Genomic DNA, 15332 nt, shown 5'->3' on the forward strand with positions numbered 1-15332 from the left:
ATGACGGATGCCGGTGCGGCCGTGGAGCTGCGTGAGGCGCGGGCCGAAGACGCGGAGTCCATTGCGGCTATCTGGTACGCCGGATGGCGCGACGGCCATCTGGGAAACGTTCCCGACGAGCTCGTCGCGATCCGTCCGCAGGAGTCGTTCGCACTGCGTGCTGTGCAACGGATCGACGACACGACGGTGCTGATGGTCGCCGGCGAGGTCGCCGGGTTCGTGATGGTCGTCGATGACGAAGTCGAGCAGGTCTACGTTTCCGGTGACCACCGCGGCAGCGGCGTCGCAGCACCGCTGCTGGGCGCCGCAGAGGATCAGGTGCGTGCCAATGGATACCAACGTGCATGGCTGGCCGTAGTGCCAGGCAATATTCGCGCTCGAAAGTTCTATGCCCGCAACGGCTGGTCGGACGAGGGCCCCTTCGCCCATCTCGCGCCCGGCCCCGACGGTCCTGTCTCGGTGCCGTGCCATCGCTATGTCAAGCGCCTCGCTCGACAGCTGGAATTACGCTGAGATCGGTGCGTCAGCGACGATGCGCCATGTCGTACCACTCGTGGGGAACCGACCAATCCCACCGTGTGGCAGGCTGTGCGTCGACGGGATTGTCGCGGGTCCACTCCGCGTAGCACCGCGCCGATCCGCCGAAGCACGCTCCGCACAGGATCAATCCACGAAGCAGGTGGCGCCACAGAGCGCGGCCTGAAATGCGTCGCGGCATCGCGACCTCCTCGACGATGACGGCGGTTCCGAGCAGAGACATAGCCTCAGGTCACGGACGATACCGCCGGGCAGCCCTGGAGGAATGCGAAATGAAAGTTGTCGGTGCCCAGTGGCACGATCGGCGCATGGTCACCGTCGAGGACGTGCGCGGACTTGCACTCACCCTCCCTCGCTCCTACGAGGCGGTCATAGCGGACCGCATCAAGTTCCGCGTCGGTCGGATCGTATATCTCGCTTTCTCCCGCGACGAGTCGGTCATGGGCTTCGCCTTTCCCAAGCAGGAACGCGCCGCGCTCATCGCGGCCGAACCGGAGAAGTTCCGGATGCCGCGGGTGTCGGATCAGCGCTACAACTGGGTCGACTGCTGGACGGCCGCCATCGACGAGCAGGAGATGCGCGAACTCGTCATCGACGCGTGGCGCATGGTGGTGCCGAAGTTTCTGCACGATCACCCGAACACGTCCACGTCCGATTCGTAGTCCGGCTCATATCCATCGCGCCCATGGCTCTGCGGCACGAGCGATCGTGCCGCCTCGGCCGTGCCGACGGGTTAACCTCGGGCATGCCAACTACGTTGCCTGCCAAGGCTGTGGACGCGATCAACGGCGGTTTGCTCGCCCATCTGGTCACGACCAACGCCGACGGCTCACCGCACGTCCGCTGCGTGTGGACCCACGCCGAGGCCGACGCACTCACCATCGGGTCGATGGGCCTGGACAAACGCTATGTCCGCAACCTACAACGCGATCCCCGCGTCGCGGTGTCCTATCAGTCCGGCCGGATCGACGACTACGGTCTCGCCGAATACGTGGTCGTCGAGGGCAATGCCGTGGTGGCCGGGCCCGGTGGCCGTGAGCTGCTGAACCGGCTCGCCAAGTCCTACATCGGACCCGACTCCGACTTCCTCTCCGATCCGGCGGCCGGTGACGGTGAACTCATCCGCGTGACCATCACCAAAGTCAGTGGCATCGGCGACTGGCTGAACTGACTCACCCTCGCGGCCGCGACAGCAGCGCCGCCGAGCGCGGCCGCGCGGGTTCCGATGGCCCGGAGCTGGACCTGGTGTTCGGCAAGCGACTCCCCGGCGAACAGCACGGCGAGCTGATCTGGCGCTACCGCCTGGTGTGGGCAGGCCCGCCCGGCGTTGCCGCTGCGGACGATCCGATCCCCTTCATGACGTACCCGCCGCCCAGTCTCACCAGACGGATCGCATTACAGGCACTCGATCGCGCAGGCCGAGTCTGGCGCACCACCTGTGTCAGCGACAGCAACTCGGCCTGCGCGCCGCAGCGCTCGCCGGACTCGGCTACGTCGTCCACGCCCGCAAGCCTGCTGCCCGACGGCCTCTCGAACTCGAGGCGCCACCTGCCTGCCCTCGGCGACCTCGAATTCGTCCTCATGCATCGCCGCACCCACACGACCGCTCCAGAACAGGCACTCCACGATGCCATCACTGCCGAACCGCATCGCCTGCCAGGACTTCGGCCTTCCGACACCGATGCCCGTTAGCATGCCACCCATGACGCAGACCCGGAGATGGCGTACGTCGATGCTGGGAGCCTGCGTGGTAGCGCTGACTGCCACGGGATGCATCGGTGCAGTCGATCGCGGCGACTTCGAGAACCTGGTACACGAACGGGGCGGCGGGTTGGTGACCGCACTGCCGGCCGCGGCGATCGAGGCCTTGCGGGAGCGCTTGGGGGTGGCGGACTTTCAGACCAGCGTCATCCTGTTGACCGCGCCGAACTCGTCGCAGTTGCGGATCGTCGTGCCCGATCAGCCGCCCCAGCTCACCCGATTCCTCAGCGGGAAAGACAACCTCGCAGGCCCGCAGGCGATGGCGCACTTGCGTATTCGAGTGCCGCAGCATTCGGAGCAGCTCGACGACTACACGTTCGGTCAGGGGTCGCTGAGCAAACCCGCGCCGGTGCAGGTGTCGGCCTCCGATGATCTGGACGGGGAGGCGTTCGCGGTCAGTGAGGTGACCGGCTTGTCGCGGATCGAGGATGTCGTCGATACCGCACTCGCGCGCAGCGGGCTCGAACAGGGCTATGTATCAACGATTTTGGTGAATCGATTCGGCCGCGACATTCTGATCACTGTCAACGTCACCTCGCCGCGTGCCGCAGCGGTCGCCCAGTTCGACAGCGCCGGAGCGTTCATTCGGGTGCAGCGGGCATGAGTCTCGGGAAACTGATGATGGCCCTCGCCGCGATCGCGGCATGCACCGCCATTGTCGGATGCGTACTGCCGATTGCTGTCTGGCCCGGAGAGGCGAAGCTGACCGCACCGTTGTTCTGCGCCGAACCGTACCCCGAACCGATGGTCGTATCGGACACCTTCGTCGACTCCGAAGGCACCGGAACAAATTTCACGCTGTATTGCGTGGGCGATCGTGGCCAGTTCACCGATGAGGGCTTCCTGCTGCCGTGGCTCGCACTGTGGGCCGCACATACGGTGCTCGCCGGCGTGGTGGTGCTGCTGATCGCCGCATCCCATCGCAACCGACCCGAAATTTCCGACACCGTGCCCGAAATCTCCGACCCGCTGTAGTTCGGGCACGGACCGGCGGTGGGCCGGTGTTGACACTGGCCAGTGTGAACACTGATCAGGACGTGCCCTACCTTCGCAAACAGTGGACATCCTCCGATGGCAGACGTTGGATCGAACCATTCAGCACTGTGGAGGGAGGTCGACGATGAAGCTTTCCGCGCTCATCCTCGCCACCGCCGGGATAATCCTTGCCGGATCCGGAACCATCGAATTGCTCGACGCCATAGACGGGCCCGCGCAGACCTCGGTCGTCCAGCTGACCGACAACCACCCGATCGGTGAGTGCCGGTAGGGCGAACGCCGTTCCGGGCTCGACGATCGTGGCCGTACGTGCACAGCGAGTGGAAGATGCGCTGAGGCAAGTAAGTTGAGTCCATGAGTGTCTGGATGGGCCTGGTTTCCTTCGCCGCTGTGGCAGGACTGCTCACGCTGGTTCCCGGCGTGGACACCGCACTGGTGCTGCGCGCCGCCATTGTCCGAGGCTCCCCCCACGCCTTCGCGACGGCGCTCGGCGTGGGGACCGGTGTGCTGGTCTGGGGCGCGGCTGCGGCGTGCGGCCTTTCGGTGTTGCTGACCACCTCGCATCTGGCCTACACGGTGTTGCGGATCGCGGGCGCGGTGTACCTCGTCTGGCTCGGCGTCAAGACCTTGGTCACGCTGTGGCGCGGTCGTGGGTCCACCGCCGGCGACGGCGACGGCGACGCGAGCGGTGGCCTGCTGCGCGCGTGGGCGCGCGGTGCGGCCACCAATCTCCTCAATCCGAAGATCGGCGTCTTCTACATCGCGATGCTGCCCCAGTTCATCCCGCCGGAGGCGCCACACCTGGCGATGGGGGTGGCGCTCGCGGTGGTCCACGACATCGAGGGAATGCTGTGGTTCAGTGTGCTGATATTCGGCGTGCAGTTTACGAGAACGTGGATAGCCCGCCCCTCGGTCAAGCGAGCGATGGAAGCGATGACCGGCTCGGTCCTGCTGGCTTTCGGAGTGAAGCTGGCATTGTCCGAGACGCCGTGAGCATTGCGGCTACTTCTCGATTCCTTCGAAGTCGAACAGCCCGTTCCAGGTGAGCTCGGCCTTCTTCACTCGGTCCGACCGTCCCGCGGCAGCAACGTAATCGAACAGCGGGATGTCGGCCATGTCCTTGATCAGCAGAGTCTGAGCCTGGGCCACGATCTTGTAGGACTCCTCCAAGGTCGCAGCGGCGAGCGCCGCATCGAGCAGGGCGTCCAACTCGGGGTTCTTGTAGTCGACATTGTTGATCGTGGAGAAGCTGTAGTACATGGAGGTCAGGAACTGCAGCATGGTGGGGTAATCGCCCTGCCAGCCGTAACGGAACGCTTTACCGATGGCCCTCGAATTCACCAGGTCCCGAATGTTTTTGAACGTCGGAGACGGCGCACCGACCGCATCGATACCGAGGGTGTTCTTGATACTGTTCGCGACCGCTTCGACCCACGCTTGGTGGCCGCCGTCGGAGTTGTAGGCGATCTCGTAACGACCCGACCACGGTGACATGGCATCCGCCTGCGCCCACACCTTCTTGGCCTCCTCCGGGTTGTACTTCAATACCTCGGAGCCCGGCAGGTTGCCGTTGAATCCGGGCAGGGTGCTCGCGGTGAAATCACGCGCGGGCTTCCTGAGACCCTGGAAGATGTTCTCGGAGATCTGTTCTCGATTGATTGCCATCGACAACGCTTTGCGGCGCAGCAGACCCTCCTCGCCGCCGAAGTGCGGAACATTGGTCTGGATGCCGAGGCACGCTTTGTACGCGATCGGCTTGGTGATCGCCCGGTCGCCCAGATCTTTTTTGTAGGTCGAGAGTGCTGAGTCCGGGATGATATCGAGGGTATCGAGATTGCCCGCCAGCAGATCGGAGTAGGCCGTGTCGAACGACTGGTACATCACAAATCGCAGGCCCTTGTTCTTGGCCGGGCGCCCGCCTCGATAATCGGGGTTGGGCGCCAGATCGATCTCGACGTTGTGCTCCCACGTTTCGAACTTGTACGGCCCGTTGCCGACCGGGTTCGCACCGAAGGCCTTCATGTCCTTGAACGCAACCTCGGGCAGCGGATAGAACGCGATGAAGCCCAATGCGGTCTCGAAATCGATGGACGGTTGCTTCAACTCCACGGTGAAGGTTCGTTCGTCGACGACTTTCAGCCCCGACATCGTCTGTGCCGTCGGCTTTTCCGCCGACACCTCGTCGTATCCGAGGATCGGGTCGAACACCGAGCCCTGCAACTGCGCATTGGTGCCGAATGCGCCGTAGTTCCAGGCGTCGACGAACGACTTCGCCGTCACGGTCGTGCCATCGGTGAACTTCCAGTCCGGCTTGATGGTGATCGTGTAGTTCTTCCGATCCGTCGACTTGATCGACTCCGCCACCTCGTCATGGGCTACCCCGTTCGCGTCGTAATACTTCAGACCCGCGAACAGTCGATCGGTGACACGACTGCCCATATTCTCGTTGGTATTGGTGGGCACCAAGGGGTTCTGTGGCTCGCCGCCATTCGTCGTGACGATATCGGCCTCGGCATTGTCGCTCGACGAACATGCGGACAGCCCGACACTTGTGGCAAGCAGTGCCGTCGCGATCAACGCTGTAGCTCTGGTGAATCTCAACGCGCTCTCCTGGTTAGAGAAGGAGCGAATCCACGGCACGCACGTGAGGTCGACCACCGCAATGCCGATGTGGTTCGCCTAATGCCCTCGGACAGTAGCGATTCGAATGCACGTTGTCCTCGGATCCACCGATCATCCGATCCCTTCGGGCTCGTCGCGTGGTCGACCGGCACCGCGGCTGAGGTCAATGTCTGCGCCAAGAACTCATCGATCATGTCCCGGGAGCGCGCCTCGGCCGTCGCCGAGTAGACGAGGCGAGCCGTCGGATCGGTGCCCGCTTCAGGGTTGTAGAAGGCGTGGTGGGTGCCGGTGTAGAGGACGATCGTGGCGTCGTTGCCTGCGTTGTCCATCTCCTCGGACAGGGCCTGAACCATGCCCATCGGGCACACGACATCCTGTGTGCCGTGCATGGCAAGGACCGGCACCGACACTTTCGCTACTTTTCGGGGAGATTTTCCGCCACCGCCGACTCGGCCCGCGGTAACTGCAAAGATATTGGCTCATGACCAGCTATGTCCTCGCCGTCGACCTCGGCAAGACAAGCTGTCGGGGCTCCTTGCGGGTCGACGGCGGCCAGACTCGATACGCCGAAGGGCGGGGCTCCCCCGCCCTCGCGAACGCGGGCGGCGTTGCCGCGGCGGAGCATGCGATTCGCGCCGTCATCGACCAGATCGCTCCGACAACGCCTTTCGTCCTGTCTGTTGGTGCGGCGGGGGCCGCGTCCGATCCGGAGGCTGCCGCGGTCCTCGCGCAACACCTGGCCGCGGTGCGCACCATTTCCTCGGTCGCCGCCGCATCGGTCGCGGTGACCTCCGACGCCGTCACCGCCCATGCGGGAGCGCTCGGCGGATCACCGGGTGTCGTCCTCACGGCGGGCACCGGAGCCGTCGCGACAGCGGTCGACGCCGCCGGGCGTTTCACCAGGGTCGATGGTTGGGGACCGCTGCTCGGTGACGAGGGCAGCGGCGGGTGGATCGGTTCCGAAGGCTTGCGGGCCGTATTGCGCGCCCACGACGGCCGCGCTCCACGCACCGCTCTGGTCGATGCGGTCGGTGAACTGTATGGCATCACCCTGGACGAGTTGCCGAAATATCTGGGGCAACAAGACAATCCAACTCTGATCGCCGCTCGCTTCGCCCCGTTCGTCGCCACGGCCGCCGCGACCGATGAGACAGCGGCCACCATCATGACGGCCGCGGGCGGTGCGCTGGCCCGGACGGTCCTCGCCGCGATCGACCGATCCGGCATCCGTCCTCCGGTGCCGTATGCGATCACCGGAGGCCTGCTGAAACTCGGCGCAGCGTTACTGGACCCCCTCGATCATTCGATAGCGCACGCGATCGATCGCCGGGCACCGCTGGGTGATCCGATCGACGGCGCGGCACTCCTGGCCCTCGACCCGACGACCGCACTCGAAGCATTGGTGGCGCGAATAGTCTGACAAATATTGACACCGCACATGTGACGACTGACACTTATTTGCATTAGTCCGCCGCGTCACCGGGGAGTTGCGATGAACGCACTCAATCTCGCCGTCATCGTCGTATACCTCGTCGTCGTCGCCTGGATCGGCCTACGCCTGTCCGGGAAGCAGAAATCCAGCAGCGACTACTTCGTTGGCGAGGGGCGAATGCCCTGGTGGACAGTGTGTTTCTCGGTTGTCGCGACCGAGACGAGCGTGCTCACGGTCATCTCCGTCCCCGGCGGCGCCTACACCGACCAGGGTTTCGGCAATGTCGAGCTGGCACTGGGCTACATCATCGGCCGCACGATCGTGGCGATCGCCTTGATCCCGCTGTACAAACGCGGCGGCTTCGTCAGCGCCTACCAGTACCTCGAGCTGCGGTTCGGCCGCTATCTGCAGGGTGTCGCTTCGGTGACATTCGTCTTCACCCGGTTGCTCGCCGAGGGCGTGCGCCTGTTCGCCTCCGCCATCCCGATCAAGCTGCTGCTCAGCGAGTTCGGCCTGAACATCGGCTACGACGTCATCATCGTCGCACTGACACTGCTGACGGTCGTGTACACCTACCTCGGCGGCATCAAGGCCGTCATCTGGACCGACGCACTGCAGATGGGCCTCTACCTCACCGGAGCCATCATCGCGATCTGCGTCCTCACCGGTCATGTCGGAGCCGACGGCTGGTCGGATGCGTTGCACGCAGGCAAGTTCCGTGTCTTCGACACCGATTTCGATCTCGGGCACGTCCTCACCAACAGCTTCGCACTGCCGACGGCGATCCTCGGCGGCGCACTCTTCGCCATGGCCTCGCACGGCTCCGACCAGTTGATCGTGCAGCGCATCCTCGCGACGAGGTCACTGCGCGACAGTCAGCGGGCGATGATCGCCTCCGGTGTCTTCGTCGCGCTGCAATTCGCGGCGTTCTCCCTGGTCGGTGCGTTGCTGTGGTCATACAACGGTGGCAAGACACCCAAAGAGCTCGGCCTGTCCAGCGCCGACAGCCTGTATCCCGACTTCATTCTGCACGGCCTGCCGGTGGTGATATCGGGGCTGCTGGTCGCCGGAATCCTCGGCGCGGCGATGGGTTCGCTGTCCTCCGCGCTGAACTCGATGGCGAATTCGACCGTCGCGGACATCATTCGCAGCTTCAGCCGCACCGCGATCTCCGATGAGTCACTGCTGCGGCTGGCGCGGGTCATGACGCTGGTGTGGGCGGTGCTGATGGCACTGTTCGCCATGGGATTCAGCGCGACGACCGGCAACGTCTACCTCACGGCGCTCACGATCGCGGGATACACCTACGGGGCGCTGCTCGGGGCCTTCTTGCTCGGTCGGCTCGTCGCGCGCGCCAACCAATTCGATGCCATCGTCGCCTTCGTCGTCACCGTGATCGTGATGACGTTCGTCGTGCGGGTCATCAAGATTGATGTCACGGTCGCGGGGAAGGTGACAGAGAAGGGCATCGCCGCTCAGTGGCTGGTGCCGATCGGCGTGCTCGTCACGTTGGCGGTCGGTGGGCTCACCAGCCGCTTCCATCCGGCACCCGCACGCACCGAGCCCGAACCGATCGAGGTGGTGGCCTGATGCGGGTCATCGGGTTGATGTCGGGCACCTCCCACGATGCGATCGACGCCGTCGGCGCGGACATCGTCGCGCGGGAGGGCACCATGTATGTCCGCGTAGTCGGGCTGCTCAGCCGGCCATATCCCGACTGGCTGCGCGCGGAACTGATCGCGGCACTGCCGCCCGGCTCGCTCGACATGGCGGCCGTGTGCAGGCTCGACACCGCCATCGGACAGGCGTTCGCTGCTGCCGCCGGTGCGGCCATCGACGAGTTCTTCGGCGGCACAGTGGATCTCGTCGCATCGCATGGTCAAACCGTCTACCACTGGGTGCGCGACGGCACCACGCACGGCACGCTGCAGCTCGGGCAGCCCGCGTGGATCGCCGAGCGCACCGGTGTGCCGGTCGTCAGCGACTTCCGCGCACGCGACGTCGCCGCGGGCGGGCAGGGCGCACCACTGGTCGGGCTGTTCGATGTGCTGTGGCTGGCCGGGCGCCCGGGTTGCTCGGCAGCGCTCAATATCGGCGGCATCGCCAACGTGACCGTCACCGGCGACCCACCGGCGGCGTTCGACACCGGACCGGGCAATGCGTTGATCGATGCGGCGGTCGAGCTCGTCACCGGCGGCAGCGAACACTTCGACCGCGACGGTGTCCGCGCTGACCGCGGGATGGTGGACGACTCGCTACTGGAAACCCTTCTCACAGAGCCTTATTACGACGCCATGCCGCCGAAGACGACCGGTAAGGAGCTGTTCAATCGCGGCTACCTCGAGCGCGTGTTGCAGGGCCGGACGTTGGCCGACGACGATATCGTCGCCACCGTGACCGCAGTGACCGCACGCACCATCGCCGATGCCCTCGACTCTTTCGAACCCACCGAAGTCATCGCCTCGGGCGGGGGAACACGCAACCCCACCCTCATGGCGATGGTGCGTGAGCACCTGCGCACCACAACGCTGCGCACCTCCGACGAACTCGGCCTGCCCTCGGCCGCCAAGGAGGCCACGGCATTCGCCGTACTCGGCTTCCTCACCGTGCACGGGCTCGCAGGCAACCATGCAGCCTGCACCGGAGCGGCACATGCGACGGTGCTCGGGTCTCTTACACCCGGCGCAGCGGGATTCGACTTCCCCGCGACTCCGACCACGCCCCTGCAACGCCTCACGGTGGCGGGGTGAACCATGACAGAACGTGAGGACATCCGCACCCGACTACTCGCGGCCATCCCACAGCTCACCCCGAGCGCGCTGAAGGTTGCGCGGGTGATTCAGCACAACCCTTCGGGCGCCGCGCAGCTGACGGTGAATCAACTCGCGGAGCGGTCCGCGACGAGCACGTCTGCGGTCGTTCGGCTGGCCAAAATGCTCGGCTATGAGGGCTATCCGCAGCTGCGTCTCGCACTGGCCGCAACGGGCGCCGAGGACCGGGCACCGGTGTTCGCCACCGACATCGACGCCGACGATGCGCTGTCGAAGGTGCTGCACAAGCTGACCGCCTTCGAGACCGAGGGGATGCTGGCGACCGCGGAACTCGCCGACCCCGCGACCATGGAGGCGGTCGTCGACGCACTGGTCGGGGCGCGGCGGGTGCAGCTCATCGGAATCGGGGCGTCCGGGCTCGTCGCGATCGACATGGCGCAGAAGCTGACCAGGATCGGAATGTGGTGCGGTGCTTGCACATCCGAGGACGACGCACTCGTGCAGGCGAGCCTGCTGGAGCCAGGCGACGTGACTGTCGCTTTCTCGCACTCCGGCGAAACCGCAGGGGTCGTCGACGCGGTGCTGCGCGCGGTGAGCGCCCAGGCGACGACGGTCGCGGTGACGGCCGGAGCCCAGTCGAAGCTGGCTCGTTCGGCCGCACACACAGTGCTCGTGGCCGGCCGCGAAGACGGATTCCGTTCCGCGGCAATGGCGAGCCGGATGAGTCAGCTACTCGTCGTGGACGCGCTCTACGTCGGTGTCCTGCAGCGCACGCCGTCGGCGCCTGCGGCCTTGCGCCGAACCTATGACGCCGTCGCGGATCGCCGGACGAAGGAGCTGGGGTGAGCCGCACTCGCGGTGCACTGACGGCGTGGGCGAACACCTACGGCGCACGGATCGGGTCGATCTCACGCGGGACACAGGAGGCGAAGTGCACAACATCGGATCATTGACCACCGAACTGCCGAACCCGCGCACCACCGCACTCGACTCGATGCCGCTCGTCGAGCTGCTGGCCACCATGAACGCCGAAGACGCAGGCGTGGCCGCTGCTGTGGCACAAGCAATTCCGCAGATCGCACGCGCCGTCGAGCTGATCGTCGAGTCGCGGCGGCGCGGCGGCAGGCTGATCTATATCGGTGCAGGCACCAGCGGCAGGCTCGGCGTGCTCGACGCGGTCGAATGCCCACCTACCTTCGGCATCGATCCCGGTGAGGTGGTCGGGATCATCGCCGGCGGTCCCGAAGCATTCTCGAAGGCCGTGGAGGGCGCCGAGGACGATCCGGCGCGCGCCGAACAGGACCTGGCCGCAGCAAATCTCACTGCTGCGGATGTCGTCGTCGCCCTGGCGGCGAGCGGGCGAACCCCCTACGCCATCGGGGCGTTGCACTACGGGCGGTCGGTGGGTGCCGCAACCGTCGCGATCTCCTGCAACCGCAATGCCGACTCGAGTGCGCATGCCGACGTGGGCATCGAGATCGAGACCGGCCCGGAGGTAGTGACCGGTTCCACCCGGCTGAAAGCGGGCACCGCACAGAAGATGGTCTGCAATATGCTCTCGACCGCGACCATGGTCCAGGTCGGCAAGGTCTACGGCAACCTCATGGTCGACCTGCACCCGACCAACGCCAAGCTCGTCGACCGGGCCCGTCGCATCATTGCCGAGGCCACCGGAGTTGACGCGCCCACTGCCGCAGCCCTGTTGGATGCCGCGGGCGGTCACGCGAAGACCGCCATCGTCATGCAGCTGGCCGGGGTCGACGCAGCGGCTGCACGGAAACTGCTCGACCGAACGCAAGGATTCGTACGCACCGCCGTTCGGTGAATCGTGGCCACCAGTGTCGAGCGGCAATAGCGCGGTGGCGCACGGGATCGGATTTCCTCTGTGCGGTCCATTCGATGACCGCGCCCACCCCATCACCCCTGACCAGGAGATCACGAAACTACCGGCACGCTGTGGCGATCCACGCTGCGATCTTGGTCGAGCCCTGAAAGCTGGTAGCTCCAGTCCGCTTCTCGTCGAGCAGGCACGTGGGGTCCACTGACGCGAAAAGTCGCGCTTAGCGCTGTGTGCCCTGTTCGGGCAGAAACTTCGGCTGGCTCGCCGCAGACGCGGGCCGGTGTTCCTGACCGACCGCAAGGCGAAACCCGGTGTCGCCGTGGACGATATCGACCCGCCGACCCTGCGGGGACGGTTGTCGTATCGACGGGCCCTCGAATTATTCGAGTACCACACCGCCGACTTCGCCCGCGGGCCCTTCACGCTGCATCAACTCCGTCATAGCCGGTTGACGCACGCGGCGGAGGACGGGGCGTCCACGCCGATGCTGATGCGCATGAGCGGCCACGCCTCGGTACTGTCCCTCGGAAAAGTACGCGCGCCCGTCGGCCGAGTCGTTGATTCGGTGGCAGGCTCAGACCGATCCCGCCGCCAGCCACCGCCGTTGAGCTATCGCGCGGTGGCCGGATCCCAAACGAGGTGCCCACGCGGATGCAGCTGCGCCTCCGCCATATTCCGCGGTGGGAGTGGCTCTTTCGTAGTGACAGTTGGTCACGCGGCGGGTTGATGGTCGTCGAGGGGTGGATTCGTTGGTGTTCCCGGGTGAGGGACCTGGACAGACTCGAACCGCTGATCCCGGAGCACATTACGACGACATCGACCGGCATATCGCCGAGGGCTGACGAGATCCCGGCCGCTACCGAGCCAGCTCGATGCCGCCCTGCACCTGCGGCGCATGCATAATTGCTGGGCCGCTGCTCTCCGGCCGTATCAGGAAAGGACTTTTGGTTTGTCGCCCGATCCGATGACCGTGCACCCACTGCCTGCCCATGACCGCGTGGTGTTCCTCAGGCCGCTGATCAGCTCGCCGAAAATCGTTGTGGGGGACTACACCTACTACGACGATCCCGACGGTGCGACCGGTTTCGAGCAGCGCAACGTGCTCTACGCCTACGGGCCGGAACGGCTGATCATCGGCAGGTACTGCGCCATCGCGGCGGGAACCCGGTTCCTGATGGCCGGGGCCGAACATCCGACGATGGGCGTCTCGACGTTCCCGTTCACGATGTTCGGCGGCCGCTGGGCCGAGCAGACTCTGGATATTGTCACCGGGATGCCCAGCAGGGGTGACACTGTCGTCGGCAACGATGTGTGGTTCGGTCACGGCGCGACCGTGCTACCCGGGGTGCGTATCGGTGACGGTGCGATTATCGCGGCCGGTGCGCTGGTCACCGCGGACGTTCCGCCCTACACCATCGTTGGCGGTAATCCGGCCACGCCGATCCGCCGTCGTTTCGACTCTGCCGACGTCGACCGCTTGCTGCATGCCGCCTGGTGGGATTGGCCGGTCGAGCTGGTCACCGAGCACGCCCGCACGATCATGGCCGGCGCCCCGGCAGACATCGAACGCATCGCCTCCGGTCATCGTGGGGCGAGCGGCCGATGACGACCGTCGAAGAAAATCCGGTAGCCGGCGCCGACGAGGGTCCGTACGCCATCGTCACAGGCCCCGATGGCGCACTGTGGTACACGCTGGTCCACAGCGGCCGGATCGGGCGACTAATTCCTGGCCGGCAGCCCACAATCCACCAACTCGACCCGGACTGCGGCCCGACGATCATCGCCGCCGGACCTGATGATGCGTTGTGGTTCACCGAAAACCGGGCCCACAGGATCGGCCGGATCACTACTGACGGCGCGGTGCGGGAGTTCGCGCTGCCCACTGCCGAGTGCGGGCCGTTCGGCATCGCCGCAGGACCCGACGGTGCCCTGTGGTTCACCCAGACCAATTCCGACAGGGTCGGCCGGATCACTCCGCAAGGCCAGGTGACCGAGTTCCCGCTCCCCACCCCGGGCATGTTTCCCGCCGCGATTACCGCCGGTGCCGATGGCGCACTGTGGTTCACCCTGAACGCCGGCAACGCGATCGGCCGCATATCCGTGGGCACGAACCCGGCCATCTCCCTGTACCCACTACCGACCGAGGCCGCGGCACCGGTCGGCGTCACCGCCGGACCGGACGGCGCAATATGGTTCGTCGAGATCGGCGCCGGTCAGATCGGCCGCATCGACACCGACGGTGTGATCACCGAATTCCCGCTGCCCGACCGAGCCGCCCGACCGCACGCCATCACAGCCGGTGACGACGGCACCCTCTGGTTCACCGAGTGGGGCGCCAACCGCATCGGCGCCATCACCATCGACGGCGTAATCACCACACACGAGCTGCCGACCGCCTGGTCAGAACCCCACGGCATCACCCAGGGCCCGGACGGCGCGATATGGGCAGCATTGGAAATCGGAACCCTCGCACGCCTCGCCGCCTAACGAAATTGAAAGGAAGACAAGGGATCTGGTCCGCAGACCCGGAACCACCGATGGACGATCAACAGCAAACCCACACTATCGACGCACATTTCGAGATCACCGAATTCGACGAGACCGTCTACGACGAACCCGCCGAGGGACCCAAGCTGACCCGGGTCCGCATCCACAAGCGCTACCACGGGGTGATCGACGGCGCCGGTGTCGTCGACGTGCTCACCGCACAAGGCCACGATGGCGCCGGATATGTCGCCAGCGAGCGCGTCGAGGGAACCTTGGACGGACGCCGCGGCACTTTCGTTATCCAGCACGGCGGCTTGGCCGAGGGCACCACCCAACGCACATTCGGCACTATCGTCCCAGGCTCGGGGACGGGTGAACTCACCGGCATCTCCGGCCGCGCCGAAGAGGCGCAACGAGAGATCCTCACACTCGAATACACTCTGTGAAGGTGTTCGGGCCACCCCCCAATGCGTTTCGATACCTCGGCGATGGGCAATAGTTGGTAGGCGCACGCCTCGCCGCTGCGCGCACTCGGTGCCGTTGATGAACCGCGCTCGCTGTTCGGTCGAATCAACCGGGTCAGAACAGCATCTCGGCCGGATCCGCCGGATCGGCGACCGGCCCATTCACCAAGTCCGCGAAGCGTGAACCAGCCCCGAACTGCCCTGCGCAGGATCCGGCGGATACAACACCGGATCCAGATCCGCGGCGCGCAAAGCCAGCACCTCGCCGATAAGCAGCTGCGCTTCGGCGATCAGCGCCGCCGCATTCACCGCCTCGGTCATGCCCGCATGATCCCACCGACCACCGACACCCCCGACCAGGAAAGACACCGCTAAGCGCGACTTTTCACGTCGCTGGACCCCATATGCCGAGCAGGCGCGCG

The 15332-nt window shown here is 65.6% G+C and carries 18 protein-coding genes and 1 pseudogene; 16 read left to right on the forward strand and 3 right to left on the reverse strand.

What is annotated here, in order from left to right:
- From OHQ90_RS24470 to OHQ90_RS24505, 8 genes and pseudogenes are all read left to right on the forward strand, one after another.
- Positions 1 to 513: a GNAT family N-acetyltransferase gene (locus OHQ90_RS24470; protein WP_328401205.1), complete on the forward strand. Its 513-nt coding sequence runs from the start codon at positions 1 to 3 to the stop codon at positions 511 to 513.
- Positions 514 to 809: 296 nt separating this feature from the next.
- Positions 810 to 1199 carry an MmcQ/YjbR family DNA-binding protein gene (locus OHQ90_RS24475; protein ID WP_328401207.1) on the forward strand — a complete coding sequence of 130 codons (390 nt, stop codon included), beginning with the start codon at positions 810 to 812 and terminating at the stop codon, positions 1197 to 1199.
- An 83-nt stretch (positions 1200 to 1282) separates the two neighbouring features.
- Entirely contained in the window at positions 1283 to 1708 is a 426-nt protein-coding gene (locus OHQ90_RS24480) for a pyridoxamine 5'-phosphate oxidase family protein (RefSeq protein ID WP_328401209.1), read from the forward strand.
- 62 nt (positions 1709 to 1770) lie between these two features.
- Positions 1771 to 2229 (forward strand): annotated as a pseudogene (locus tag OHQ90_RS24485) (LysR substrate-binding domain-containing protein); the annotation flags it as partial.
- 10 nt (positions 2230 to 2239) lie between these two features.
- On the forward strand, positions 2240 to 2902 hold the full coding sequence (locus tag OHQ90_RS24490; RefSeq protein WP_328401211.1) for a hypothetical protein: 663 nt from the start codon (positions 2240 to 2242) through the stop codon (positions 2900 to 2902).
- Complete coding sequence (locus OHQ90_RS24495) at positions 2899 to 3273, forward strand: hypothetical protein (RefSeq protein ID WP_328401213.1); 375 nt, start codon at positions 2899 to 2901, stop codon at positions 3271 to 3273. Before OHQ90_RS24490 ends, OHQ90_RS24495 begins: the two co-directional genes overlap by 4 nt.
- 145 nt (positions 3274 to 3418) lie before the next feature.
- Positions 3419 to 3565, forward strand: a complete 147-nt coding sequence (locus OHQ90_RS24500; protein WP_328401215.1) for a hypothetical protein — start codon at positions 3419 to 3421, stop codon at positions 3563 to 3565.
- An 83-nt stretch (positions 3566 to 3648) separates the two neighbouring features.
- Complete coding sequence (locus tag OHQ90_RS24505; protein WP_328401217.1) at positions 3649 to 4287, forward strand: LysE family translocator; 639 nt, start codon at positions 3649 to 3651, stop codon at positions 4285 to 4287.
- A gap of 9 nt (positions 4288 to 4296) precedes the next feature.
- Here the strand turns inward: OHQ90_RS24505 and OHQ90_RS24510 are convergent, their stop codons facing one another.
- Entirely contained in the window at positions 4297 to 5895 is a 1599-nt protein-coding gene (locus OHQ90_RS24510) for a peptide ABC transporter substrate-binding protein (protein WP_328401219.1), read from the reverse strand.
- The gene (locus OHQ90_RS24515) at positions 5892 to 6326 is read right to left on the reverse strand and encodes a dienelactone hydrolase family protein (RefSeq protein WP_328401221.1); all 435 of its coding nucleotides are present in this window, start codon (positions 6324 to 6326) and stop codon (positions 5892 to 5894) included. Before OHQ90_RS24515 ends, OHQ90_RS24510 begins: the two co-directional genes overlap by 4 nt.
- Before the next feature lie 71 nt (positions 6327 to 6397).
- Here OHQ90_RS24515 and OHQ90_RS24520 point away from each other — a divergent pair, with 71 nt between their 5' ends.
- The 8 genes from OHQ90_RS24520 to OHQ90_RS24555 all read left to right on the forward strand — a co-directional run bounded on the left by OHQ90_RS24520 (position 6398) and on the right by OHQ90_RS24555 (position 14892).
- Complete coding sequence (locus OHQ90_RS24520) at positions 6398 to 7336, forward strand: N-acetylglucosamine kinase (RefSeq protein WP_328401223.1); 939 nt, start codon at positions 6398 to 6400, stop codon at positions 7334 to 7336.
- Between the two features lie 72 nt (positions 7337 to 7408).
- Positions 7409 to 8938: a sodium:solute symporter gene (locus OHQ90_RS24525; protein ID WP_328401225.1), complete on the forward strand. Its 1530-nt coding sequence runs from the start codon at positions 7409 to 7411 to the stop codon at positions 8936 to 8938.
- Entirely contained in the window at positions 8938 to 10098 is a 1161-nt protein-coding gene (locus OHQ90_RS24530) for an anhydro-N-acetylmuramic acid kinase (protein WP_328401227.1), read from the forward strand. The genes OHQ90_RS24525 and OHQ90_RS24530 overlap by 1 nt, the downstream gene beginning before the upstream one ends.
- Positions 10099 to 10101: 3 nt before the next feature.
- Complete coding sequence (locus OHQ90_RS24535; protein WP_328401229.1) at positions 10102 to 10965, forward strand: MurR/RpiR family transcriptional regulator; 864 nt, start codon at positions 10102 to 10104, stop codon at positions 10963 to 10965.
- Between the two features lie 148 nt (positions 10966 to 11113).
- Positions 11114 to 11944, forward strand: a complete 831-nt coding sequence (murQ, locus tag OHQ90_RS24540; protein ID WP_328413073.1) for an N-acetylmuramic acid 6-phosphate etherase — start codon at positions 11114 to 11116, stop codon at positions 11942 to 11944.
- A 979-nt stretch (positions 11945 to 12923) separates the two neighbouring features.
- On the forward strand, positions 12924 to 13565 hold the full coding sequence (locus tag OHQ90_RS24545; protein ID WP_328413075.1) for a CatB-related O-acetyltransferase: 642 nt from the start codon (positions 12924 to 12926) through the stop codon (positions 13563 to 13565).
- Positions 13562 to 14446, forward strand: a complete 885-nt coding sequence (locus OHQ90_RS24550) for a Vgb family protein (RefSeq protein WP_328401231.1) — start codon at positions 13562 to 13564, stop codon at positions 14444 to 14446. Before OHQ90_RS24545 ends, OHQ90_RS24550 begins: the two co-directional genes overlap by 4 nt.
- 50 nt (positions 14447 to 14496) lie before the next feature.
- Complete coding sequence (locus OHQ90_RS24555) at positions 14497 to 14892, forward strand: DUF3224 domain-containing protein (RefSeq protein WP_328401233.1); 396 nt, start codon at positions 14497 to 14499, stop codon at positions 14890 to 14892.
- A 180-nt stretch (positions 14893 to 15072) separates the two neighbouring features.
- On the opposite strand, the gene OHQ90_RS24560 is transcribed toward OHQ90_RS24555, so the two are convergent.
- The gene (locus OHQ90_RS24560) at positions 15073 to 15231 is read right to left on the reverse strand and encodes a hypothetical protein (protein WP_328401235.1); all 159 of its coding nucleotides are present in this window, start codon (positions 15229 to 15231) and stop codon (positions 15073 to 15075) included.
- Positions 15232 to 15332 lie beyond the last annotated feature (101 nt).

This window comes from Nocardia sp. NBC_00403 (assembly GCF_036046055.1).
Classification (GTDB): Bacteria; Actinomycetota; Actinomycetes; order Mycobacteriales; family Mycobacteriaceae; genus Nocardia.